The sequence below is a fragment of the Rhizobium sp. 01N447_2 genome (assembly GCF_056399245.1).
Window position 1 is genome coordinate 14,781 of sequence record NZ_JBFTQY010000038.1, and the last position, 22,610, is coordinate 37,390.

The following is a 22,610-nucleotide window of genomic DNA, read 5'->3' on the forward strand; positions in this document are numbered from 1 at the left end:
CATGCTCGATGCCACGATGATACAAAAATGCGCCGATCCCTCGTTGACGCCTGCCATTGTCGAGCAATTCGTCCAGAGGGCCGGCTCCTCCGACCCGTTGGCGGTTACCGTCAAAGCCGGTGGCCGGCTGATCCTCGTCCCGAAGGCGAAAACGCCGGACGAGGCGATGGAGCTTATCCGCCAATATGTCGGCCAGGCCGTGGTCCGCGTCGGGATTACGCAGGTCCCGGCCGGAGTCGGCGTCAAGGATGTCTCTGAGCTTAAGTCTGATCTTGTCCACGCTTGTGAGAATCTGCGCCTCGGCACGGGGATGTTTGCCAAAGTGGTGAGGATCGTCGCCAAGTGGTACGGCAATCCCACCGACAGGCAAGTCTTTCCGCAGATATTCGAGGATGCCGTCTATGCCTGGAAGACCGGGGAGTTCGAGGGCGTGAGCGTCTTTCGGGCCGAGGATCCTGGCGTATCTGTGAAAATGATTGTCCCACCCGTGGTCGAACAAGACCTCGATACCGATACCGATACCGATACCGACACCGACACCGCGCCAGCCTCTTCGACGCTCAAGGAGAGCGAGAATAGCGGTCGTGTCGGAGCAGCGGAAATGCGGATCGATCTGTCCCGGATTGGCGCAAAATGAGGCTTTGGAAAGCGCCTTGGGGGTCCCAGCCGGTCCCGCCGCTTAGCCCCGACCAGTTAAGTGAAAACAATCGTGGCCGTGATCTTGAGCCACGGCCACGAGTGATGTGTGGAGGCATTCGTCGATCAGAAATTTCAAGAGGGCTTATCCGACAACTGTGGAACGCGCTCATTTCCGAGCCGAAGACGCTTTTCCGACTTCACCGTCAAGCCCAACTCCGAAAGTTTGCGTGGCCGTCCCCGAACGGGATGGGCTGCAGTCCAGATGTCAGCAAGCTCCACCATTCGCCCCGTCAGCGAAGGATAGCCTTCGACGATTTCCTCGGTGCTCGCGCCTTGGGCCTTCATCGCGGCGATTGCTCGCACGGGAACGCGGGTTCCCTTAAAAACCGGTTCGCCGCCGACAACTCCTTTGACGCTCTGGATCAATTTTTCAGCCTCTCGAAGCGCCTCGGCGCGCGTGGCCAATTGCTCCCTCGCCCGCGCGACGTCGATGATAAGGTAATCGTCCGCCCTTACGGTATCGGCGCCGGGGTTCTCATCGATGGTGTCGAACAGTCGTTTACGGCGCTCGGCAGATAGGATCGATCCAACGCCGTACCAGAGCTTCAAGCGAAGCAGATCCTCTTCAGTAAGAGCTCGGCCCTCGGTGCTGGACGGACGATTGGCGACAATCCGCTTGTCGATCGCGTTGTGCACCGACTTTATCGCAATCTCGCTGACAGCGGCGGCCTCGGCAGGCGTATAGGCGTGTGAGACAGTGACCATAATCATTCTCCTTGAGAAGAATATATAAGGTGGCTGATGGTCGCCGTAAAGCGATGATGTTGCGAAGCAACGATCAGAGCGTCGCGATCCTGGTGTTGGCCCCGAATTGCGCCATCGACATCGCGCTGGAGCGTTTTGCCAGCTTCATCGAGATGGTGCCGCACGGTTCCGCCTCTGGTACCGGCGATCATCGCCGTTCCGAAGCCCGTCCTTCCTCGTCTCGCTCATACCAGGCAGAGCACCGCGCGCGGCGAAAGCTGGGCTTTGGCCGGGCAGCGACCATTTTCATTGCACGGATATTCGACCGATAGCGATCCGCGGGAAGACAACGCTAAACAGGATGCGCCGCCAAGCTTCGAGAAAACCACCCTGTGAATGCGAAATCGTCATCGCTGCCATTGTCGGGAGAAAATCGCGATGGCCCCGATTGATAGCTGCGGGGCAATAATCCTCGACGATCACTATTGGACCCTCGACCGCCTGCTGTCCACCATCCCCGCGGCAACAACACAAAAAGCGAGACAAGCCATGGGAACAAAGCAAAGCCGGATTCTGCTCTCGGCGATCATGACAGCAATCCTGTCCACCCCTCTGCGAGCAGAAACGGTTGTGGTCAACAGCTACGGCGGCCCCTACGAGGAGATCATAGAAAAAGCGATCATTGCACCGTTCGAGGCCAAGTTCGGTATCGATGTCATTTATGATCCGGTCGGCTCGGCGTCGCAGGACTATGCGAAGATCAAGGCGACCGGGGGCCGACCGGGGTTCGATGTCGTCGTCATGACCGCTTCGCAGTCGCTGCAGGGCTGCCGCGACGGCGTGCTGGAGAAACTTGACGTGGCCACGATTCCGAACCTTGCCAAGCTCATGCCGAGATTGGCGGCCGCGGCTGGTCCCTGTGGTGCGGTGCACGAAGTGCAGTACATGTCGCTCCTCTACCGGAAGGACAAGCTTGCTACGCCGTCCTCCTGGTCGGCGCTCCTCGCCCCGGAGTTGAAGGGCAGGATCGTGCTGCCGACGTTTCAGAACATCATGGCCATCTACCTCGTGGAGATGATGTCCGTGATCAACGGTGGCGACCTTGTCGACAATCTCGATCCGGGTTTCAAGGCCATGGAAGCTGTCGCCAGGCAATCCATCGGATTCGAACAATCGTCTGCGATTCTCGAAAGCTACATCAAGGACGGCACGGTCTGGGCCATGCCTTTCTGGAACGGCCGCGCTCAACTCCTCGTCGATGCCGGCTTGCCCGTTGACTACATCCGTCCCAAGGAAGGCAGCATTCCCCTCATCGCCACGCTCAACGTGCCCGTGGGTGCACAAAACAAGCAATCGGCCATGAAGTTCATCGATTTCTTCCTGGAAAAGACAAGTCAGGAAGCGTGGATCGGTGGCTACAAAGTCGGGAGCGCGCGAACCGACGTAGAGGTCCCCGAAACAATTCGCGCGCGGCAGATCACCTCGGAAGCTGACCTCAAGACCCTGCTCCTTCCGGACCTGTCGCTCGTCGCCGAGCGCCTGCCACGCTGGGCCGAGCAGTGGGACCGCGATGTCGTTCCGCAGGCAGACTGAGAGGCCCGCGATGAACACCATCACACTTGCGGTGCCTGCGGCCTCTCTTTCTCCGATCAGAAGATCCTACAGCTACATGGCTTTGTCGCCAGCTGCCCTATTCCTGAGCGTCTTCTTCGCGCTTCCGATGGGACTGATGATCGGCATCAGCTTTTCACAAGAGGAAGTCGGCGGATTTTCCGTCGAGAGCTACCGACGATTTTTCACCGACGGGCTTTCGGTTGCAGGATTCTGTCGCACCGCCGTCATGTCCGGACTCGTCGCGATCGCGGTTACTGTGTTGGGGTATCCGGTCGCCTATTTTCTGGCTCGTTCCAGGAGCCGGTGGCGCGCGGTCGTCTTTGCCCTTGCGCTGGCACCTGAACTTGCGGGCGTGGTGTTGCGGACCTACGGATGGCTCATCATCCTGGAAGATCGCGGCTTCATCAACGATGTTCTCCTTGACCTCGGTCTCATTTCGTCCCCGCTTCCGCTTTCGAAGAATCTCTTTGCGGTCGTCGTCGGTCTGACCCACGTCGTGTTGCCGTTCGGCATTCTCTCGCTGATGACCAGCATCCAGGGCATCGACGAAAGTCTCGAGCGCGCGGCGCAGATGCTCGGTGCCTCGCGCGTCTCCGTCGTCCGCCACGTCATCGTTCCGCTTTCCGTTCCGGGAATTGTCAGCTCGCTGCTGCTTTCGTTCACCATGGCCGCGAGCGCTTACGCGACACCCGCACTCCTCGGCGGCGCCGGTTTCAAAGTCCTGGCAACGATGATCTCCGAGCAGGTCCTCTTCTACGTCGACTGGCCCTTTGCCGCCGTCATGGCCAACGCGCTTCTCCTTCTGATGCTGGTGATCTCGTTCGTTGGCGTCCGGTTTGAAGCGCTGCACCGTATCAGGCGAAGCGGCGCCGGGAGGACCACGGCATGAACTGGCTCCTCTCGGTTCTCTTCCGGCTGATGCTGGCCGGCGTCCTCACCTTCATCACGCTGCCACTTGCCGTCGTCATAGCGGCCTCGTTCAGCCCGACCTCCGCGGTGACGTTCCGGCCGTGGGAGTGGACGGCACGGTGGTACGGCGACCTTGTCTCGGAGCGCTGGCTCTTGCCCTTTCTGCTGAGCGTCAAGATCGCGGTGATCGTCTCTATCGTCAGCGGCATCATCGGCGTCATGGCAGCCTATGCCGTCGTCTATGAAAAGATCCGCGGCAGTGAGGCGGCGATGTCGGTGCTTCTCTTGCCGCTGTCGGTGCCGCAGATCGTCAAAGGCGTCGCGATCGTCCTGTTCCTGTCGCTGGTCGGGCTGCAGTCCTTCCTTGGCACGCCTGCGCTCATCGCCGCCCACATCGTCCTCGCACTGCCCTTCGTCGTGAGAATGGTGGCGACGTCTATTGCGAACTTCGACCGGAATCTGGATCGGGCGGGTCAGATCCTGGGGGCGAACAAGCGCCAGCGGGTGCAGCACATTCTTTTGCCAGCGATCAGGCCTGGTGTGCTGTCGGGAATGACCTTCGCCTTCATCATTTCCTTCAACAACATTCCGCTGTCGGTGTTCCTGGTTCGACCAGGCGATACGACGCTGCCGATCACCGTCATCAACTACCTCGAATACAGCCTCGATCCGGTGATGGCGGCGGTCAATGTCGCGTCGATGATTTTCATCCTCGCGGTGATCTTCCTTTTTGAAAAGATCGGCGGATTTTCCGTCAAACTCCATGGTGGCAGCAAATGAGCAGCATCGATATTGAACTCGTCTCCGTCAGCAAGTCCTTCGGGGCGATCTCGGTTGTGAAGGACATCAGCCTGCAGATCCCGCAGGGTGAGTTCGTCAGTATTCTCGGACCTTCCGGCTGCGGGAAGACGACGACGCTCAACATGATCGCCGGCTTCAACCAGCCGTCGTTCGGCGATATCAGGATCCGCGGGAGGAGCCAGGGCCGCGTTCCACCAGAACGGCGAAATATCGGCTTGGTGTTCCAGAACTACGCGCTCTTTCCGCACATGACGGTCGCCGACAACGTCGGTTTTGGCCTCAAGATGAAAGGCGCGGCGAGATCGGAGATCGAAAGCGGCGTGGCATCGGCACTGCGAAGTGTTCATCTTGAAGACTACGGCGCGCGCTATCCGAGGGAATTGTCGGGTGGACAGCAGCAACGCGTCGCTCTGGCACGTGCCATCGCGCCACGCCCATCCGTCCTGCTCCTCGACGAGCCGCTCTCGAATCTCGATCTGAAGCTTCGAGAGGCCATGCGGCTCGAACTGAAGGAACTCCAGCAGCAACTCGGCATGACGTTCGTCTACGTGACGCACGACCAGGAAGAAGCGATGGCGATGTCCGACCGGATCGTGGTGATGTGGCAGGGGGCCATTGCCCAAACGGGCGGGCCTGCTTCGATCTACCGTCATCCGGCGAGCTCATTCGTGGCGGATTTTATCGGGAAATCGAACATCCTCACCATTGAAGGGACGAGCGAGCAGGAAGCCACCCTCGACCTTCACCTGGCCGGGAGCGCGATCAGCTTGCGGGCGAAGCGCCCGCCGCACCGTCAGCAAGCCGGCTTCTGCTGCATCCGGCCCGAAGACATCGCGGTGCTGAACAACACTGGCCCCGGCGGGGGCGGCGTCAATCGTCTGTCCGGAACCGTCCGCCGGGTCATCAATCTCGGTCCGTCGCTGGAGCTCGCGGTCGAGATCGACCCGCATGTCGTCTTGACGGTGCTCACACGCTCATCGCTGTCGGCCTCACTTCCAGTTATGGGCGACGTCGTCGCGCTTTCTATCGACCCGGACGACATCCAGGTCCTGCCGGAATAGCCGATGGCGATCGATACGCCACGCCTATCAATCCAATCCAATCGATATTGGCGATGCTCCCCTCGCCTGCCCTACGATCATCGCGACCTTAGCGGAAGGTCAGCAACAGGAGTTTTAGGAATGCTCACCAAAATAAGGCTTCGCGCCGTTCAGCATGCCAGCAATGTCTGCGGCGATATCGAGGGTTTCGACTTCAATGACTATGACGCCGACGACATCGCCGCGGTGCGAAAGTTCTGGCTGCAATATGGCGTCGTCCGTTTCAAGAAGGCCGGCATCACCGACGCCCAGCAGGTGCAGTTCTCGCGTCACTTCGGCGAGTTCGTCATCCATCCCAAGCAGTTGCAAGAAGGCGGGCATCCGACACACCCGGAAATCCTGGTCATTAGCAATGCGATGAAGGACGGCAAGCCAAGCGGCGCGATGGGCAATAGCGAGGCGACGTGGCACACCGATACGTGGTTCTACGAACGCCCGCCGGCAGGCGCCATCCTGCGTGCCGTCGCTGTTCCGCCGTTAGGCGGCGACACCTATTTCCTCTCGACCTATATCGCTTATGACACGCTGCCGGCGCCGCTAAAGAACGCCGTCGATGGGCGCCAGATCTTCTTCCAGAACGTCTACGACAAGACCGGCAAACTCAGGCTTGGCAAGTCCACGCCGAAAAGCCAGGACTTCCGCGAATGGAGCGGCATCGTGCATCCGTTGGTGCGCACACATGGTGAGACCGGCCGTAAGGCGCTTTACCTCGGCGGAACGACGGAAGGCGCGTGGATCGTGGGCATGAGCCGCGATGAGAGCGACGCGCTGCTCGCCGAACTGTGGGATCACACGACGAACACGAAGCATATCTTCGTGCAGCAATGGGACGAGGGCGACATCATGATGTGGGACAATCGTTGCACCATGCACCGCCGCGACTCCTTCGATCCCGCGTCCATCCGGATCATGCATCGCACCACCACTTCCGGCGAGCGGCCGGTCTGAGCCGATCCAGGCATCACCGGCCGAACAGCAAGAAAGCCCAATCGATGACAGCGTTCTATCAGATGATCGACAGAAGCCCTCCCCTGCCCGCTGACCTGATCGAGCGGCTGTCATCGGTTGATACTGCGACCATCGGCCATGTCGAGCACCTGGGATTTGTCGGCGGTGATATCCGACCCCTATTTCCTGCCCGTGTGGCTGGTGCCGCCTTCACCGTTGCGGCTCCCGGCCGTGACGGCGTCATCATCTACAAGGCGATCGATCTCTTGTTGCCGGGCGACATCCTGGTGATCTCGCGCGTCGATCGCGACGATATCGCCTGTGTCGGAGGCGGTGTCGCTGCCGCCGCGAAAGCCAAGGGGGCTGCAGGCATCGTCATCGATGGTCCTTGCACCGACGTCGATGAGATCATCGCCACCGGCGTTCCCGTCTGGTGTCGCGGCGTCTCCGCCAAAACCACGAACCGCCAGTTTCAGATTGGCGGCTCGCTCAATGTTCCAATTGCGTGCGGCGCGGCCGCGGTTCTGCCTGGCTATGGGGTGCTTGCGGACAATGAAGGTGTGTTCGTGGCCGATCGCGACCGCATGCGAATCCTTGCTGACGCGGCATTGGAGCGCCAGAAGCGCTCGGTGACGGTCCGGTCTCATTTGGCCTCCGGTCGGTCGATCTTCGACTTTGACCAGGAGCCGAGGTCTTGAAAATCGCCCTCGTTCAAATGAGTTCGCAGCCCGATCGGGCCCATAATCTTGCCGAAGCCGAGCGGCTGATGCGCGAGGCTATGATCGGCAGACCCGATCTGATCGTGCTGCCGGAACATTTCGACTGGCTTGGCGGGACGATCGCCGACAAGAGGCGCGCGGCGGACCGCGTACCAGGTGGCGAAGCATATGTCCTCGTTCAGCAGTTCGCAAAGGATAACGCGGTCTGGATCCATGCCGGTAGCCTGATGGAGCGCCGCGGCCAGGATCACCGTGTCTACAACACCACCGTCGTGTTCAACGCCAAGGGCGAGCAGGTCGGCCTCTACCGAAAAATCCATCTCTTCGACATTACCGCGCCCGATGGAAAGACCTATTCCGAGTCTGCGGCCGTGGCGCCAGGGCGCGACCTGTTCATCTATGAACTCGACGGCCATCGGATCGGCTGTGCAATCTGCTACGACCTGCGTTTTTCGCGGCTGTTCGATCGCCTCGCGGAGGAAAAGGTCGATATCTTCGTCCTGCCCGCCGCTTTCACCCACCAGACCGGGCAGGCTCATTGGGAGGTGCTGTGTCGGGCACGCGCGATCGAATTCCAAGCCTATTTCGCGGCCTGCGGACAGTGCGGACGCTATGCGATGCCGGACGGAGAGCTCCGCCGGACCTTCGGTCATTCCATGGTGTGCGATCCGTGGGGGCAGATTGTCGCGCGGGCCGAAAACGACGTCTGCGTTCTTGTGGCGGAAATCGACCCCGCTCGACTGCCTGAGGTTCGGCGCCTGATCCCGATGGCCGAGCATCGCGTTTTACTCGCGGACAGGCAGGTTCGCCTGTCCCCTGGGACCAAGCCAAGGCGTTGAGATTTCATTCCTGCCGCGGCATCGTCGATGCGGACACGTTTGACGTAACTGACCTCGAGCGCCTGGGCGAGTTCATAGAGCGTCACGACCGTTGGATTGGGGCTTCCCTCTCTCCAGACCACTCAAATACTGCTGGCTGAAGCCTGACCGCGATTCGACCTCCTCCTGCATCAGACCCTTTTCGCGACGCAGGCGCGCCAAATTCCGGCCGACCAGCTCCGGCGGGCGTGCTCAAACGTCGCCGAAACTTTGCCTGCTCGTTATCGACAATGCGCAAGCTTCATCAAAGCTTGATCTAGCGGTCTGCAGGCAGGTGTTAGGTTCTGCCTCAAGGAACGACATCTTGTCGTTGGAGGAGAACATGTTCGACACTACCACGGACAGCAATGTCCGCTTTCTCACCCGCCAGGACCTGCAGTCGGCCGGCGCGGAGCTCACGCTTGCGGAAATTCATGCGGCCACAGATGCCGCCTGGGCGGATATCAAAAGCGGAAAGGCTTTCGGAGGAAAGGCCGTCCTCTCGCTTCCAGAAGAGGAGTTCTGGCAACGGGAGAGCGTCGCCCCGTTCAGGCGTGACTTCGTCGACGAGCGCCTCGGCTGGAAGCTGTCGGCTCTCTATTGCGTCAATCCGACCCATGGTGGCGTCAAGATCATTGGCGCAAACGCCTTCAATCGGCATCTTGGCCTGCCCCGCTCCACGTCGACTGTCGTCCTTTTGGAAAAACGGACCCTTCGGCCCTTGGCGATACTCGACGGGACGGCGATTTCCGCGCTGAGAACGGGCACCTATGCGTCGAAGGTGGTTCAGCTGTTTGTTCGCAGCCAGACACCTGTGTCGGGCTTCATTTTCGGATCGGGACCCGTCGCCCGAAGTGTGGTCGAGTGCCTGAACTTCGCCTGTCCCGAGCTGATCGGAGACATCTTCATCCGTAGCCGATCGATTGAAGGCGTGGAAAGACTGCTGTTGGACTTCGCCGACCGGACGTCGTTTCGGCTTCATGCCGTAACCGACAACCAAAGACTGAAGGAATGCGCCTTTCTGATCACCGCCACGAACGCCCGCCAGCCGCTGTTTGAGGACGAGGAATTGGACAGGGGTGCGGTGACGCTTCATCTTGGCGGAGACGAAGTGCCCGAAACCTATCTGCAGCGAGCCTTGAAAAGCGGGACCGTCGTCTGTGACGACATCAAGACGGTCTCGCGCAGGAACTCGCAAAGCATCGCCCTCCACTTCTCCCGAAAAGCGCTTTCTCTGGAGGAAATCGGTCCGCTGCTGGGCGTGCGGGAGCTCTCCGCGCCGACCAACTGGGTCCGAGCGCCGGGCACGCCGGTTTGCGTAACCTGCGTGGGCCTGCCGGTGCTCGACCTTTATGCCGTGCAAGCGACCTATGAGAAATATCTCGCTCGCACGCAGGAAAGCGCCTGAAGGGCTGCCTAAGCGATGAAGACGCCGACAGATTCCATGTACACCACGCACCTCCTCGCCGAGCACGTCCATTCTCTCTCCTCAGCTCCGCCCGCGGTCAGCACCCGTGACACCGCCTTGCGTTGCATTCTCGATCTTGTCGGGGCGGCCGTTGCTGGTTCTTCGCTTCAGTGCAGTCGTGCGGCCCGTGACAGCGCTGCCGCGCTTTTCGGCAAAGGCGAGGCCGCCATTTGGATGACGGATCGGACCGTGATGCCCATCGCAGCCGTGATCGCCAACGCGACCGCGGCGTCGGCGCTCGACCTGGACGACGGACACCGCGCAGCGCGCGGACATCCGGGCGCCTGTGTTGTTCCTACCGTCTTGACGTTGGCGCCGTTTGCCGGCGTCTCAGCCGATGACGTCCTGTCGGCAATCGTTTCGGGTTATGATGTGGGCGTCAGAGTGGCGGCGGCACAAAATGCCCAAGGGATTCAGACCCGGCAGTCGGGACGGTGGGCCGCTTTGGCCGCGGTTGCGGCAGCGGCGTCACTCTTCAAGGTCGAGCCGCCTTTGATCGCGCAGGCGCTTTCGATCGCCGGTGTGCTTGCCCCCAATCAGCAGGCCAATGGAAGTTCAGGCTACTCCCGGCTCACGGGCAATGACGTCAAGGAAGGAATTCCCTGGAGTGCCGCCACCGGTCTCATGGCTCTCGACCTCGCTCGCAACGGCTATAGCGGGCCGGAAGATCTCCTCGATCATCCCGGCTATTACGACAGGCAACGGATACTGGAAGGACTGGGGCAGCGCTTTGAAATTTGCGGCACCTATTTCAAGCCCTATGCCTGTTGCCGCTATATACACCCGGCGCTCGATCGCCTCTTCGATCTTGTGAAGGCTCACGAACTGAGGGCCGCCGACATTGTCTCGGTGGAGGTGGAGACCTTCGGCTGGGCGCTCAAGCTCGGCAATGTGCTTTCGCCCGCAAACCTTGTCGACATTCAATATAGTCTTCCCTATTGCCTCGCCATTGCCGCGATCGAGGGCCGTGGTGCCCTTGCTCCCATCAGTGAGAGCCTTCTCAATCGGCGGGACCTCACCGAGCTCGCGCGTCAGGTGAGGATCACCGTCAATCCTGAGATCGACGCGCTCTTTCCCGCCGAGACGCTGGCGAAGGTGATTGTCGAGACACGACGGCACAAGTACGTCTCGGCCCTGGATGGCCCGTCTGGCGATCCCCAGCGTCCGATGGACTGGCACGCGGTAGAAGAGAAGTTTTTGCGCGTCACGCGGCATGTCCTGTCGCCTTCCAAGCAGGAGGCGATCATCGATGGCGTTCTCGGCGTCGCAGGTGGAGAGGTAGACCCACTTCTACGGCATCTGCGCGCGCCAGGCTAGGACACGATATCGAGCCGATTCCGACGACTTTCCTTGTCGGCACATGAAACTGACGCAATGGCGGGCATTGCCCTCGGCTGTCGACACCAATTGCGCACGCGGTCAAGGCCGCCGAGATTGGCGTCCGAGGCCCCGCTAACGGCCCGCTCGCATGGCGTAAGCGCGCAAATCCCCAACCCCCATCGCCCCGTTGAATACCACCAGTTCTCCGTTTGCCACGACATGACGGACACGACCGAGATTGTGGTTCTCAACGATGACCACGTCGGCGCGTTTGCCCTTTTCCAGCAAGCCACGATCGGCCGCAAGCTCCGGGAATGTTTTCGAGACGTTGCCGGTCGCAAGCGCGATTGCGGCCGGCAGCAAGAGCTGGCTTTTTCGTACCATTCGCTGGATGGCCGACAGAATACTATCCCAGTCGCCGCCGGCAAAGTCCGTCGATAGGGTATCGACGAGCCCCGCTTCGACCAGAGCATCGATATTTACGGTGTCGTTGCGCCAGCGGGTTTCGATGCAATCGAGCGTTGAGACGTCGATGGCGACGCCGCGCTTCCTCAGTTGCAGCCCAAATCGCACGGCCTCTTCGGGAGCGAACATCGGATGGTTCGAATGCCCAGCGATCATGCGAGCCTTCGGGTATGTCTCGGCAAGCTTCAGCAGCGTCGCTGCGGTGGGTGCCGCATTGTGAAAGATTGCCGGAAAATCGAGGCGTTCAGACGCTGCCGCGATCTCGTCAAAACCCTTCAGCGACAGCACCACGGGCGGCATCACCGTGTCGCGGATCAGCTTGATGAGGTCGGACGCACCAATCTTAGCGGCGAGACCGCATTCGATCAGAAGAGTATTGAGCCGCGGAAGATCGGGCAAGCCACGATCGAGATAGCGGCCGAGCACGGCTTCCTTGAGTGCGCGCGCCTCTTTCGGATGGATTGATATTCCCGTAGCGGCCTCGATAGCCGCGGGTATGAAGCGATAGTCCTGCGCCCCGCCACCGAGCGTCTGTCCGCCGCCTGCTTCTCCCAGTGCCTTTGCGCCTTTGTCGACCATGTCGTCGATGCGCGCGATCTTGTGCCGCTCCGATAATCCGCCGCCATCAATCACGATCGCTGCGGCCAGATTGCTCGTGGTATGAGCTGTCGTCAGATGGATATCCATCGCGTGGCGCTGGTTCGAGGGGCCATCGATCTCGTCTGGCAGCGCCAATCCGCAGACGTTGAGCAGGGTTGTTGTACCAGACAGGAGATGTCGGTTTCTGAAGTAGTCGACATCCGTGGGCCGGACGGGCACCGACCCGCTCGGCATGGACGGGCCGTGGATGCACCCATGAGCATGCGCATTGACGATACCGGGGATGACAGTGCATCCGGCAGCGTTGAGGGGGACAGCATCGCTTCCGGCATCGGCGTCACCCCGAGCGACGTCGATGATCCTTGTTCCGCGGATGCGCACGACCCCACGCTCGTGGAGCGTGGTTCCATCGCCGGTGACAATTCGTCCGCCAACGATGACGAATTGAGTGTCAGGGGGCATTTGACAGGGCCTCCGTTTCCGACCAACCGGTCACCGCGAGCCCATAGCCGACACCGCGAACCGTCCTGATCGGGTCGGTGGGCGCAACTGCCGTCAGTGTCTCGCGCAGCCGACCAATGTGAACGTTGATGGTTTTTGGATCGACGAAGACACCTGCCGGCCAGGCTGCCGACGCGAGCTCATGCCTCAGATAGATGCGCCCGGGATCCTTGAGCAGATGCAGCAGAATGGCGAACTCCAGACGCGGGAGGTGCAACTCGACGCCCCGCCTCCAGACCCGCCGCGCCAGCACATGCACTTCGATGTCGCCGCACGACAATCGCTCCTGCGAAGCGCCGGACAGTGACGAAAGCGAGTGCAAGGCGCGCAAGAGGTGGTCCGGTGAAATCGGCCGCACGAAGCTTTCGTCGGCGCCGGCATTGATGAAATCGGCATGTTGCCGGGCGGAGTTGGCGCCGACCAGCGCGATGACCTTCACTCCAGCCGTCGTCGCATCGCCTTTCAAGCTTCCGCAGGCGGAAACCGCATTTGCCACCCTGCCATCGATCACGACGCCACGCACCCCAGCGGTCCTTGCCGCGGCGATCGCCTCATTCGCGCTGGTCGTCAGGAGCGTCTCAAAGCCGGTCTGCCGTAGTATATGGCGGGCAAACAGGCTGAAATCCGCGTCCGTTGAACCGATAACAATGGTCGGCTTCACAGGGCATTCACCGAGGGTTGAGCGGAGCGTGAGCCGTACGATCCCACGGTGTCTGGGGAAATTCAAATGCCGTGTGCGCCTTGCGTATTAAGAATTATGTCCCGCGTTCCGCGCTGCTTCGCGCCCATCGATCGTGATTTCGCATGGATGCCCTTCAAGCAGAATTGGAAAGCCCAGGCGAACCCGCGCATCTTCGTTCCATCAGTGACAATCGGAGAAGAACATGAGCGTGGCGCGATCGGTCAGCACTAAGAGCTTGGATGATGCTTCGCCTTCACCGTCGAATGGCCCGCCCTTCCCGCAAGCAGGGGTCAGCGGCTCTGCCTGTCTTGACTGCGCTGCCTGCCGGCGGCGTCTTTCGGGAAATTGTCCGCTGCGTGCACTTCCCGAGCGGGAACTGTCGCGGCGGGGCTCGGCTGCCGATTGACGAAGTCAGATCGCGTCATTGACGTCTGAAGCGCGCCTGTTTCCAATTCCTCGACTTGTGAGGCGCGGCTGTCAATACCCGCAGAATTGCAGGTTGGCATCGCCAACCCAACCTGCGATTTCTTCAGCGTCGGCGCCGTCAATGCACGTTTGGCCGATAGCGCGCCATGAAACCTGTGGACGGCGGGAGTGGGATCGGGCACCGGAAAACCGCATCGAGAGAAGAAAACGGAGATCATCATCGCGGCTGGCGGCGGGGACGCCGGGCAGATGCTATCGGACGCGGTTATCCACGAGGGCATGATAGCGACGACTGTCACCTTTGCGCGGGCGCGTGCCCTGATCAACAGGCACGTTTTTGATTTGATGATCCTCGATGCCGTCGTCCGGGCCGAAGATGCGCTTCGTCTCTGCCGGCAAATCCGCGCCGTCAGCACAATCCCGATCATCGCAGTCGTTGCGCAAGGGCGTGAGGACATCATCCTTGCCGCTTTCGAAAGCGGAGCCGATGATTGCGTTTCCAGTCCCTTCGGGACCAGGGAAATGATTGCCAGGATCCGCAGCGTGTTGCGCCGGGCATCGCATGATCGCGCGGTGCATAGCCTGCCAAAGGCCTTCCGATTCAATCGGTGGCGCCTCGACTCATGGCAACGCACGTTGCGACGACCGGATGGGACAGTGGTTGACGTGACGGCGGCCGAGTTCGACCTGCTCGTCGTCTTTTGTCAAAACCCCGGCAGGATACTCAGCCGGGAAGAATTGCTTGCCTCCACTCACGCAGGCTTGGCGGGTCCCATTGAACGGAGCATCGACGTCCACATCAGTCGCTTGCGCCACAAGATCGAGGACGATCCCCACAACCCCACCCTCATCAAGACCGTGCGGATGGGTGGCTATTTCTTTGCCGCGATTGTTGAAACCGATGGATAGCGAATTTGCCGGGGTGAGTGCTATTCGGTTCGGGGGCGATGTCACGTTGTTTCATCAACGCCCGGGCAAGGCTTTTGTCTGACCTCAGACTGTTGCGCCGGCCACAGCATTCCACAGCGCCATCGCGCGGATCCGATGAAGGTGGATGGCGAGGGCTGAGCGTTGCTCAACGAGTATTGGATACAGCCCCACAGCTTCATTCTTTTAATGACTGTTTGAAACTACGGTTATGACCGATTGAAAGTCGAGGCGTGACCACTTGAATCCACATGGCGGCTGATTGAAACGAGACACCAAAAGTACGTAGCATGCCAGATTGCGGCATGAGGTAGGCGAGAGGCCACGCAGGCGCTGCTGAAGCTTTCGCGGCGGTCACCGGAACTGACCGGGCTGATCCTCAACGGAGGGGTACCTGGTCAGGAGGGAAGCGAAAGCAAATTTGTGTATATTTCCATCGCATCGCCAAGCCGACCAGCTTCTAACAAACGGAGGAATGCATTGCTGTTGATGAGTTTTGAACCCTCGACCCTACGAATTTTTAAATTGGATAAGGGGGATCGCGGCAATACAGGTGCCGTCGTGATCATGCCGATTCTATCCAGTAGCGCGTCTGAAATTTCAGCACTAAGCGTAAGCACGGCCTCCACGGCAGCCTGGACGGAGTTTTCACGGTATCGATCCAGAGCGGACTTTTCAGCCGGCCGATGCGGCAGTGAAGACAGCCAACTGAGCATCGAAAGCCCGCTTGAAGGCGGGCCGCGTTTCACCGCGGGCGACATAGGCGGAGAGGTTGTGATATTCATGGAGGATGCCCGTACTTTTCAACCTGCGCAGCACCGATACCATCAGTAGGTCACCGGCACTGAACACACCGTCGAGCCAGTCGGCATCGCGAAGGTGACTGGAAAGGTCGCTCAGTCGATTACGGATTCCTTCCTCGACGACAGGCCGACGCTGCTCGTACCAAGGTTCGTCGGAGCCGCGGTTGACGATCGGCGGCTCCACGGTGTTGAGCGCAGCAAACATCCAACTGATCGCGCGAGCGCGGGCATTCGCATTGTCCGGCAGCAGGCCCGCATGGCGCTCTGCGATGTGGAACACGATCGCCCCTGACTCGAACAGTGCGAGATCGCCTTCTTCATAGGTCGGGATTTGCCCGAAAGGCTGAAGCGCGCGGTGCGCGGGCTCCTTCATCGCGCGGAACGACACAAGGCGAACGTCGTAAGGCTGGCCCACTTCTTCGAGCGCCCAGCGAACGGGCATGTCGCGCGCCGGTCCTTGGCCGCCGTCAGGTGACCGTTCAAAGACGGTAACAGCAATGGTCATCGGCGTTCTCCATCGGTTGTCAATCTTGAAGACGGTTGGCGCAACGAGATTCCGACACCAATGCTTCAGACAGCCGCGCGTCAGTTTCAACTGTAGATCTAAGGATGCGCTACTATGATGCCATGCCTCCGATGTTCGAAAAACGAGCGTTTTCCTAACTTCGGCTAACGGGCATGCTTCACACCGAATGTCTCGGACGAAATCGTGAGGAAACCCCGTCGTAAAATCAAACGTCAAGAAAGTGAGGGATACGAACCGTCGATCACGACACTCCGCGATGTTTGCGTTAGGGGCTGGGGCTCATAAGCGACCCGCCGCACTTCTACGAAAGGCAAATCACCACCGGGCTATCTATGCCGGGCGATACGAATGCCCATGGCGCTGAGCCGAATACGAAAATCCCCGAAAAGCGGGGTGCATCGTAGTCAAATTCTCCGGAGGCTCAGATCACGAATGTTTCCAGCCGCGCTCGACGCGGCGCAGAGAAAAGACTTGTCTCTTACCGTTTCGCAGTTCTGCCATATATTTCAGAATATGAGAGTCCGGCGGACGATTGTGTGGCGTTTGGAGCTTTGGCGGTGGATGCCGTCAATCCTTGCTTTGCTGCTGACGTTGTTCTGGGCTTTGGGTCTGGCGACACCCGCATCCGAAGCTGAGCGTGTCGCTATAGTCCTGAAGGTGAACGGGGCGATTGGCCCGGCGACGGCCGACTATGTAAGACGCGGCCTTCAACGGGCCAATGAACGTGGCGCCAGCCTGGTTGTCCTGCAGATCGACACGCCCGGCGGTCTCGACACGTCGATGCGCGACATCATTCGTGCGATCCTTGCCTCCTCGATACCGGTCGCAAGTTTCGTTGCACCCAGCGGAGCACGAGCCGCCAGCGCCGGCACCTATATTCTTTACGCAAGCCATATCGCGGCAATGGCACCGGGCACCAATCTGGGTGCGGCGACGCCGATTGCACTTGGCGGCCGACCATCCGATGGTGACCGGAACGATAGCCCTGATACGACCGGCAAGCAGCGGCAAGTGCCGCGCGATGCCGGCGAGGCGAAGGCGATCAACGATGCGGTGGCTTATATCCGCGGGCTTGCAGAACTGCGCAATCGTAACGCCGACTGGGCGGAGCGCGCCGTGCGCGAGGCCGCGAGCCTTTCCTCCGCCGCAGCTCTGCGTGAGAAGGTCATAGATTTCACGGCGGCTGATATAAACGATCTCCTGGCACAGGCGCAGGGCCGGGTCGTGCGGGTCGGTCAAACGGATGTCCGGCTCGAAACGTCGGGTCTCATCGTCCAGGAACTTGAACCTGACTGGCGAACCCGCCTGCTTTCGGTGATCACCGATCCGAACATCGCGCTGATCTTGATGATGGTCGGTATCTACGGCTTGATCTTTGAATTTCTGACGCCCGGGACGCTGGTGCCGGGAACGATCGGCGGCATCTGCCTGCTGCTTGGTCTCTATGCTTTGGCCTTGCTGCCGGTGAGTTTTGCGGGCCTCGGGCTGATTATTCTCGGCGTGGGTCTGACGGTGGCCGAGGCGCATTCGCCGTCCTTCGGCGCACTCGGCGTCGGCGGCGGCATCGCACTGGTGCTCGGCGCTACCATCTTGTTCGACACGGACATACCCGGGCTTAAGGTTTCCTGGTCGGTGCTTGGCGCAATCGCCGTCGCCTGCCTCGCTGTTAGCCTTCTCATTGCCCGTCTCGCCTTCATCTCGCGCTGGCACGATGTCGTCACCGGCGGCGAGCAGATGATCGGAATTTCAGGCAAGGTCGACAGCTGGACGGGCATCTCGGGCTACGTCATCGCCCATGGCGAGCGCTGGAAGGCCGTTTCAACTGAGCCGCTTGCCGCCGGCGACGGCGTAAAAGTGACCGGCCGGGATGGGTTGACGCTCGAAGTGGTCCGCAGTTCGCAGGAGGCCTAACGGCCTTCAGAATGCAGGAGGAATAGTCATGGGCATGTTTGCAGATCTCGCCTTCTATCTTGTGATCATCTTTATTCTGCTCGTCGTCGTCGCATCTGCGATCAAGATCCTGCGGGAATACGAACGCGGCGTGGTTTTCACGCTTGGCCGTTTCACCGGTGTAAAGGGCCCCGGCTTGATCCTGCTCATCCCCTATGTCCAGCAGATGATGCGGGTCGACCTGCGCACGCGGGTGCTCGACGTGCCCGGCCAGGATGTCATTTCGCATGACAATGTTTCGGTCCGCGTCAGCGCGGTGATCTATTTTAGGGTCGTCGATCCCGAGAGGTCGACGATCCAGGTCGAGGACTTCATGATGGCGACGAGCCAGCTCGCCCAGACGACACTGCGCTCGGTGCTCGGCAAGCATGACCTCGACGAGATGCTGGCGGAACGCGACAGGCTCAACATCGACATTCAGGAAATCCTCGACGCCCAGACCGATGCCTGGGGCATCAAGGTCGCCAATGTGGAGATCAAACATGTCGACATCAACGAATCGATGATCCGCGCAATTGCCCGTCAGGCGGAAGCCGAGCGCGAGCGGCGCGCCAAGATCATCAATGCCGAAGGCGAGCAGCAGGCTGCAGCCAAACTGCTTGAAGCAGCCGAAATCCTCGCCAGGCAACCCGAGGCCATGCAACTTCGTTATTTGAGTACATTGAACGTCATCGCCGGCGAAAAGACCTCGACGATCATATTTCCATTTCCGATGGAGTTCGGCAAATTGATGCCGCCCAAACCGGACCGATGACGACGCCTTGAATGCGTTGTTTTTGCCGATGGAACAATGGTCCTGCGGTCAAGGTGTCAGCTAAGAAGTGCGTTTGAGATCTTCATCGGCAACGCCATAACCTGCGAAGCGGTGGGCGATCATCGCCGTGCAAAATGCCCGCGTTGACCTGATAACTTCATCCAAGTAACGAGATCCCGCGCTCCGAGCATCACTTGGACGCAATACCAAGCGCGCTTAAAAACTCGAGCATGGGATCATTAACGGCACGCTGGCGCAAAATCCGGGCTTCTCTGATTTCCGTGTCGTCTGCAGCACCTTCAATTTCGAACTGCGCCACGGCAACGTTGCCTTCGCGCAGGTAGCCTTCGTCTGGCTCGGGATCACAAAAACGGGTGAGCAATAGCGTCAGGGCACGTTCGATTACCTCCCGATCGTTGCCTTTCAGAGCCTCTTGGAATTTGGCGATTGCACCGGCGAGCCCGCCTTCTCCGTGTTCGAGGCAGTAGACGAGATCGTGCGCATCTTTGCGCTCACGCCGATGATCAAAGGCAAACGCCTTGAGGCATGTGAATGCCACGATATCGGCGTAGGGGATGGATTCTGTCGAGCGGCCTTTTTCACCCAACAGATCAGCGGTGACTTCCATCCGATCGTGATGCCCGAACACGAGCGACGCGTGAGGGATATTCACCGCAGAAACATTTCCTTCCGTCGGCAGTTCCTGCAATGCGCCACCCCGGAGCTTCGGATCGTCTGCCAAGAACTCCAGAATGACGAGAATGCCGTGCTTGAAGACCAGTCATTTAGCATCCCGGTTGATCAGATCGAATGCCGTGTTTTCGGAAATTTTCAGTTTTCTGAAGCTGTGGAAAAGACGAGGAAAGCAAGTTGGGAAGCTCTCCTCATTAAGAATTCTGCCGCCTTCGACGGGGCTTTGCTCCGCATGGCAGATCATCGGATTGAAGATGGCCGCTTAGTTGTTGCTGCAAATAGCACATCGTTTTCTGCATATGTTGCAACACGCGACCCCAGATTTGGTGATGTGTATCCGCACGCGGCACGAGCTGATCCGCTCGGAATGACTGCTGTTGTCTTGACAGCAGACGACAGTGTCATCGTCACGAAGAGAAGCCTTGCGGCGGATCAGAATCCTGGCGGGCTCTATCTTATCGGAGGCTATGCTGAACCCGGTAAAGGCTTTGATACGGTCGATCTATTCCAGGAAGTTGCTCGTGAGATCGCAGAGGAAATTGCTGTCTCTGATCTTACTCGCTCTGCATAGTTTGCAATTGGCCTCGCTTACGATCCTGTCTTCTGCCACCCGGAACTATTCCTGTTGACAGTCAGCAAATCGACAGCCGCCGATATTGTAGAAGGCGCTCAAAGTGCGCCAGATCGAAACGAAGCCGCTCAACTCCTCGCGTATCCACTGAGCGACGTCCTTGATGAGGGCGGCCCACTGGCGAATGCGCCGAAAACGTGGAGCTTCATCAAAGCCAGAGATTTTCTGGCACGGCATCTGCTGGCGAATGACTCCATTTAGAGTTTTCGGACAGACTGCGGGACCGGAAGAAAGCAAACGCTTGGCGTCGGCTAGCCAACGGGCAATAGCTGGCAGGCAATTTCCGATGTTTCGTGCGGCCGCCTCGTTGGTGCCGTTGCCTAGACCGCTCGAACTTCGGCAATCCGCTTGATCGCGTATTCGTCCTCCCAGCAGACAGCGGCTTCCCATGCGGCCGATGCTTGCGCGGCGATGTCATATGCGCCGCCTTCCAGACCGGCGGGATTGTAGGGCAGGATGAGGTCAAGGTCGGGACGTCGACATGAGCGCGGCTCTGTGAACGAGCATGAAGTGGCGCGAACGTTTCAGTGTGCGGTGCCTGGTTTCTCGTTTGCCCTCACGATGGCGTCCGCTTCCTTGCCGTATAGCTCCTCGAAGTGATCGAAGGTCTTGGAAAAATAACCAATGCCCTGCGTCGCCGAACGCAGAGCCCGCGCCAGATCGTTAAGTGCGCCACCCGGAACGAGCGCCCGGAAGATGTCCCATCCCTTGGTGGTTTCATCACGGTCGAAGCCGAGAACCTGACCGTTGAGAGCGGCGACGATCTGGACAAGGCTGCCGGAATAGATAGACGGAATGTGAATTTCGCTGCGGAAGACCGGTTGCATCAAGACCGTCGATCCTTCGGAAAGCGCCTGTCGCACCCCCATTTTCGACGCAGTCCGGAAGGCGTGTTCCGAACTGTCGACGGTATGGTGCTGACCATCTAACAGCGTTACGCCGACATCGATGACTTCGAAGCCTAGCGGTCCTTTCTCCATCGCTTCGCGCGCGCCCGCTTCGACGGCAGGGATGTAATTGCGCGGAACGGCGCCGCCCTTGATGGTTTCGCCAAAGGTGAAGCCCTGGCCGCGCTCGTTGGGGTGAATGCTCAACTTCACATCCGCGAATTGCCCGGCACCGCCGGTCTGTTTGCGATGGCGGTAATGAACCTCCGATGGTTTCGTGATCGTCTCGCGGTAGATTGGGCTGGGCGTTCGGTCGGTCACGGAGATGTGAAAGACATCGGACAGCGTTCGGCAGAGATCACGCAGATGCACCGGCCCCTGGGCGCGGACGAGTTGAGCGCCCGTGCCTTCCTCCTGCAAGACTTCCAGACCGCGATCCGTCTCGGAAAGTTTCGCCAGCGTTTCGGAAAGTTTGTTTTCATCGCGCTCGCTGCCCGGAATTAGGATTCTTTCAAGCATCGGGTTGGGTGGTTCCGTCCACTCAGGCGGGGCGACCACCGCGCCGGAGGTCAACAGCGAAGGGACGGGCAGGTGGTCGGACTTGACCGTCGCGAAGACATCCCCCGGCGCAGGCAGAACCGCCAAATTGGACCGCCCGTTTGCGAGATTTTGTACGGCGCCGAGGCTGGAGCCGCCCAGTGATGCGCCTTGCCGCAGTCCCTCGCCAAGTGCGCGCACGAGCACCGTCTTGCCGACATTCTGGCGATGATAGGCATGGAAGCTCACGGCCACCAGCTTGCCTTCATCGACAATTCCCGTAGGAGCGAGACGCTGCCGAAGAACCCCTACCGGCGGCGCCTCGTGGCGCAGCGCCTTCATCAGCCTCATCATGCCGTTGCCGTGACTTGCGGCACCGATCAGGACTGGAATAATCCTGTTTTCCCTGAGAACCCGTGATGAAATGGCATAGAGGGCATCACTGGATGGCTCGCGGTCCTCGATCAGTTCCTCGAGAAGCCAGTCATCAAATTCGGACAGGTGTTCCAGGAGCTCGGTGCGCGCTTCGTGCTCGCGTTCGGCAGTGCTTTCGGGGATTGCGATCAGCGCCGAAGGCTGGCCTTCCCGGTATCGCCACGCCCGTTCCGAAATCAGATCGCAACTGCCAATGACCCTATCCCCCTCGCGGATCGGGATCTGGCGAAGCAAAAGGGTGTGGTTGGTGTAGTCTTGAAGCGCGGCGATCACGTCCCTCAACCGCCCTCGCGGTTCGTCCATCCGGTTGACGTAGAGGATGCAAGGCGTCCCCGAGGCTTCGACTATCCGCAGATAGGGCGCGGCGAGCACAGCCTCCGCGGGTGCCGATGAAACGCACAGTATGCAGGCGTCGCTGGCAAGAAGCGCGTGCTGCGCATGCGCCAACGCTTCGTTGGGTCCTGGCGCATCCAGTGCACACCACGCCTCGTTTCCGAAGGTGAATTCTGTGAGGTTCAATCCATAAGGGGAGCTGGATTTTCTCGGCGTCCCCTCCAGGGAGCCGAGCTTTTCCACGACTGTCGATTTTCCGGTCTGCGAGGGTCCAAGCACGGTAAAGCAGCGCATCGGCCTTCCTCCAACTGCCATAAATACAATTTTCAGCCATCACAGGA

Annotated in this window: 22 protein-coding genes and 3 pseudogenes; 16 read left to right on the forward strand and 9 right to left on the reverse strand. The window is 59.8% G+C overall.

The window, feature by feature from the left end; translation table 11 throughout:
- Window position 1 precedes the first annotated feature (1 nt).
- Window positions 2-637, forward strand: a complete 636-nt coding sequence (locus tag AC1ECN_RS23110; protein ID WP_130827352.1) for a TraH family protein — start codon at window positions 2-4, stop codon at window positions 635-637.
- A gap of 22 nt (window positions 638-659) precedes the next feature.
- On the opposite strand, the pseudogene AC1ECN_RS23115 reads toward AC1ECN_RS23110, so the two are convergent.
- Window positions 660-775: pseudogene (locus tag AC1ECN_RS23115) on the reverse strand (DUF5615 family PIN-like protein); the annotation flags it as partial.
- Window positions 772-1,404, reverse strand: a complete 633-nt coding sequence (locus AC1ECN_RS23120; RefSeq protein WP_018068596.1) for a DUF433 domain-containing protein — start codon at window positions 1,402-1,404, stop codon at window positions 772-774. The gene AC1ECN_RS23120 and the pseudogene AC1ECN_RS23115, both read right to left, overlap by 4 nt.
- Before the next feature lie 29 nt (window positions 1,405-1,433).
- Here AC1ECN_RS23120 and AC1ECN_RS23125 point away from each other — a divergent pair, with 29 nt between their 5' ends.
- From AC1ECN_RS23125 to AC1ECN_RS23160, 8 genes are all read left to right on the forward strand, one after another.
- Window positions 1,434-1,715 (forward strand): hypothetical protein, encoded by a 282-nt coding sequence (locus AC1ECN_RS23125; RefSeq protein WP_130657838.1) that lies wholly within the window; start codon window positions 1,434-1,436, stop codon window positions 1,713-1,715.
- Window positions 1,716-1,932: 217 nt separating this feature from the next.
- A complete protein-coding gene (locus AC1ECN_RS23130; RefSeq protein ID WP_477954217.1) occupies window positions 1,933-2,976 on the forward strand; it encodes an ABC transporter substrate-binding protein in 1,044 nt (347 codons plus the stop codon).
- 10 nt (window positions 2,977-2,986) lie between these two features.
- Complete coding sequence (locus tag AC1ECN_RS23135) at window positions 2,987-3,886, forward strand: ABC transporter permease (RefSeq protein ID WP_018068593.1); 900 nt, start codon at window positions 2,987-2,989, stop codon at window positions 3,884-3,886.
- Window positions 3,883-4,686 carry an ABC transporter permease gene (locus tag AC1ECN_RS23140; protein WP_018068592.1) on the forward strand — a complete coding sequence of 268 codons (804 nt, stop codon included), beginning with the start codon at window positions 3,883-3,885 and terminating at the stop codon, window positions 4,684-4,686. The genes AC1ECN_RS23135 and AC1ECN_RS23140 overlap by 4 nt, the downstream gene beginning before the upstream one ends.
- Window positions 4,683-5,768, forward strand: a complete 1,086-nt coding sequence (locus AC1ECN_RS23145; protein WP_130657836.1) for an ABC transporter ATP-binding protein — start codon at window positions 4,683-4,685, stop codon at window positions 5,766-5,768. Before AC1ECN_RS23140 ends, AC1ECN_RS23145 begins: the two co-directional genes overlap by 4 nt.
- Before the next feature lie 120 nt (window positions 5,769-5,888).
- Window positions 5,889-6,755: a TauD/TfdA dioxygenase family protein gene (locus tag AC1ECN_RS23150; protein WP_477954192.1), complete on the forward strand. Its 867-nt coding sequence runs from the start codon at window positions 5,889-5,891 to the stop codon at window positions 6,753-6,755.
- A 44-nt stretch (window positions 6,756-6,799) separates the two neighbouring features.
- Window positions 6,800-7,453, forward strand: a complete 654-nt coding sequence (locus AC1ECN_RS23155) for an RraA family protein (protein ID WP_018068589.1) — start codon at window positions 6,800-6,802, stop codon at window positions 7,451-7,453.
- Window positions 7,450-8,313 carry a carbon-nitrogen hydrolase family protein gene (locus tag AC1ECN_RS23160; RefSeq protein ID WP_020397333.1) on the forward strand — a complete coding sequence of 288 codons (864 nt, stop codon included), beginning with the start codon at window positions 7,450-7,452 and terminating at the stop codon, window positions 8,311-8,313. Before AC1ECN_RS23155 ends, AC1ECN_RS23160 begins: the two co-directional genes overlap by 4 nt.
- 20 nt (window positions 8,314-8,333) lie before the next feature.
- Here AC1ECN_RS23160 and AC1ECN_RS23165 read toward each other — a convergent pair.
- Window positions 8,334-8,484 (reverse strand): annotated as a pseudogene (locus AC1ECN_RS23165) (helix-turn-helix domain-containing protein); the annotation flags it as partial.
- Window positions 8,485-8,674: 190 nt separating this feature from the next.
- Between AC1ECN_RS23165 and AC1ECN_RS23170 the strand changes: the two are divergent.
- A complete protein-coding gene (locus AC1ECN_RS23170; protein WP_130657833.1) occupies window positions 8,675-9,739 on the forward strand; it encodes an ornithine cyclodeaminase in 1,065 nt (354 codons plus the stop codon).
- A 15-nt stretch (window positions 9,740-9,754) separates the two neighbouring features.
- Complete coding sequence (locus AC1ECN_RS23175) at window positions 9,755-11,116, forward strand: MmgE/PrpD family protein (protein WP_130657832.1); 1,362 nt, start codon at window positions 9,755-9,757, stop codon at window positions 11,114-11,116.
- A gap of 135 nt (window positions 11,117-11,251) precedes the next feature.
- Here AC1ECN_RS23175 and AC1ECN_RS23180 read toward each other — a convergent pair whose 3' ends face one another.
- Both AC1ECN_RS23180 and AC1ECN_RS23185 read right to left on the reverse strand, forming a co-directional pair.
- Complete coding sequence (locus AC1ECN_RS23180; protein WP_130657831.1) at window positions 11,252-12,646, reverse strand: amidohydrolase family protein; 1,395 nt, start codon at window positions 12,644-12,646, stop codon at window positions 11,252-11,254.
- Window positions 12,636-13,346, reverse strand: coding sequence for a response regulator transcription factor (locus AC1ECN_RS23185; protein WP_130674191.1), 711 nt, complete (start codon window positions 13,344-13,346; stop codon window positions 12,636-12,638). The genes AC1ECN_RS23180 and AC1ECN_RS23185 overlap by 11 nt, the downstream gene beginning before the upstream one ends.
- Window positions 13,347-13,961: 615 nt before the next feature.
- Here AC1ECN_RS23185 and AC1ECN_RS23190 point away from each other — a divergent pair.
- Complete coding sequence (locus tag AC1ECN_RS23190; RefSeq protein ID WP_130676466.1) at window positions 13,962-14,702, forward strand: winged helix-turn-helix domain-containing protein; 741 nt, start codon at window positions 13,962-13,964, stop codon at window positions 14,700-14,702.
- A 693-nt stretch (window positions 14,703-15,395) separates the two neighbouring features.
- Here AC1ECN_RS23190 and AC1ECN_RS23195 read toward each other — a convergent pair.
- On the reverse strand, window positions 15,396-16,028 hold the full coding sequence (locus tag AC1ECN_RS23195; protein WP_477954196.1) for a glutathione S-transferase family protein: 633 nt from the start codon (window positions 16,026-16,028) through the stop codon (window positions 15,396-15,398).
- Window positions 16,029-16,610: 582 nt separating this feature from the next.
- Here AC1ECN_RS23195 and AC1ECN_RS23200 point away from each other — a divergent pair.
- Both AC1ECN_RS23200 and AC1ECN_RS23205 read left to right on the forward strand, forming a co-directional pair.
- The gene (locus tag AC1ECN_RS23200; protein WP_130676467.1) at window positions 16,611-17,960 is read left to right on the forward strand and encodes an NfeD family protein; all 1,350 of its coding nucleotides are present in this window, start codon (window positions 16,611-16,613) and stop codon (window positions 17,958-17,960) included.
- Between the two features lie 28 nt (window positions 17,961-17,988).
- Window positions 17,989-18,753: a slipin family protein gene (locus AC1ECN_RS23205; protein WP_018068576.1), complete on the forward strand. Its 765-nt coding sequence runs from the start codon at window positions 17,989-17,991 to the stop codon at window positions 18,751-18,753.
- A gap of 190 nt (window positions 18,754-18,943) precedes the next feature.
- On the opposite strand, the gene AC1ECN_RS23210 is transcribed toward AC1ECN_RS23205, so the two are convergent.
- Window positions 18,944-19,495, reverse strand: coding sequence for a hypothetical protein (locus AC1ECN_RS23210; RefSeq protein WP_245484765.1), 552 nt, complete (start codon window positions 19,493-19,495; stop codon window positions 18,944-18,946).
- Between the two features lie 24 nt (window positions 19,496-19,519).
- On the opposite strand from AC1ECN_RS23210, the gene AC1ECN_RS23215 reads away from it, so the two are divergent.
- Together AC1ECN_RS23215 and AC1ECN_RS23220 are read left to right on the forward strand one after the other, a co-directional pair.
- Window positions 19,520-20,017, forward strand: coding sequence for a hypothetical protein (locus tag AC1ECN_RS23215; protein WP_130676468.1), 498 nt, complete (start codon window positions 19,520-19,522; stop codon window positions 20,015-20,017).
- Between the two features lie 54 nt (window positions 20,018-20,071).
- Complete coding sequence (locus tag AC1ECN_RS23220) at window positions 20,072-20,278, forward strand: hypothetical protein (RefSeq protein ID WP_080642907.1); 207 nt, start codon at window positions 20,072-20,074, stop codon at window positions 20,276-20,278.
- A 119-nt stretch (window positions 20,279-20,397) separates the two neighbouring features.
- Here the strand turns inward: AC1ECN_RS23220 and AC1ECN_RS23225 are convergent.
- Together AC1ECN_RS23225 and AC1ECN_RS23230 are read right to left on the reverse strand one after the other, a co-directional pair.
- A pseudogene (locus AC1ECN_RS23225) lies at window positions 20,398-20,550 on the reverse strand (aminoglycoside phosphotransferase); the annotation flags it as partial.
- A 51-nt stretch (window positions 20,551-20,601) separates the two neighbouring features.
- Complete coding sequence (locus tag AC1ECN_RS23230) at window positions 20,602-22,563, reverse strand: elongation factor G (protein WP_477954200.1); 1,962 nt, start codon at window positions 22,561-22,563, stop codon at window positions 20,602-20,604.
- Window positions 22,564-22,610: the final 47 nt, after the last annotated feature.

Bases quoted from the DNA above. Each gene is read 5' to 3' on its own strand.
- AC1ECN_RS23110 (WP_130827352.1), top strand. From the start codon at position 2: ATGCTCGATGCCACGATGATACAAAAATGCGCCGATCCCTCGTTGACG.
- AC1ECN_RS23120 (WP_018068596.1), bottom strand. From the start codon at position 1,404: ATGGTCACTGTCTCACACGCCTATACGCCTGCCGAGGCCGCCGCTGTC.
- AC1ECN_RS23130 (WP_477954217.1), top strand. From the start codon at position 1,933: ATGGGAACAAAGCAAAGCCGGATTCTGCTCTCGGCGATCATGACAGCA.
- AC1ECN_RS23135 (WP_018068593.1), top strand. From the start codon at position 2,987: ATGAACACCATCACACTTGCGGTGCCTGCGGCCTCTCTTTCTCCGATC.
- AC1ECN_RS23140 (WP_018068592.1), top strand. From the start codon at position 3,883: ATGAACTGGCTCCTCTCGGTTCTCTTCCGGCTGATGCTGGCCGGCGTC.
- AC1ECN_RS23145 (WP_130657836.1), top strand. From the start codon at position 4,683: ATGAGCAGCATCGATATTGAACTCGTCTCCGTCAGCAAGTCCTTCGGG.
- AC1ECN_RS23150 (WP_477954192.1), top strand. From the start codon at position 5,889: ATGCTCACCAAAATAAGGCTTCGCGCCGTTCAGCATGCCAGCAATGTC.
- AC1ECN_RS23155 (WP_018068589.1), top strand. From the start codon at position 6,800: ATGACAGCGTTCTATCAGATGATCGACAGAAGCCCTCCCCTGCCCGCT.
- AC1ECN_RS23170 (WP_130657833.1), top strand. From the start codon at position 8,675: ATGTTCGACACTACCACGGACAGCAATGTCCGCTTTCTCACCCGCCAG.
- AC1ECN_RS23175 (WP_130657832.1), top strand. From the start codon at position 9,755: ATGAAGACGCCGACAGATTCCATGTACACCACGCACCTCCTCGCCGAG.
- AC1ECN_RS23180 (WP_130657831.1), bottom strand. From the start codon at position 12,646: ATGCCCCCTGACACTCAATTCGTCATCGTTGGCGGACGAATTGTCACC.
- AC1ECN_RS23195 (WP_477954196.1), bottom strand. From the start codon at position 16,028: ATGACCATTGCTGTTACCGTCTTTGAACGGTCACCTGACGGCGGCCAA.
- AC1ECN_RS23200 (WP_130676467.1), top strand. From the start codon at position 16,611: ATGCCGTCAATCCTTGCTTTGCTGCTGACGTTGTTCTGGGCTTTGGGT.
- AC1ECN_RS23205 (WP_018068576.1), top strand. From the start codon at position 17,989: ATGGGCATGTTTGCAGATCTCGCCTTCTATCTTGTGATCATCTTTATT.
- AC1ECN_RS23230 (WP_477954200.1), bottom strand. From the start codon at position 22,563: ATGCGCTGCTTTACCGTGCTTGGACCCTCGCAGACCGGAAAATCGACA.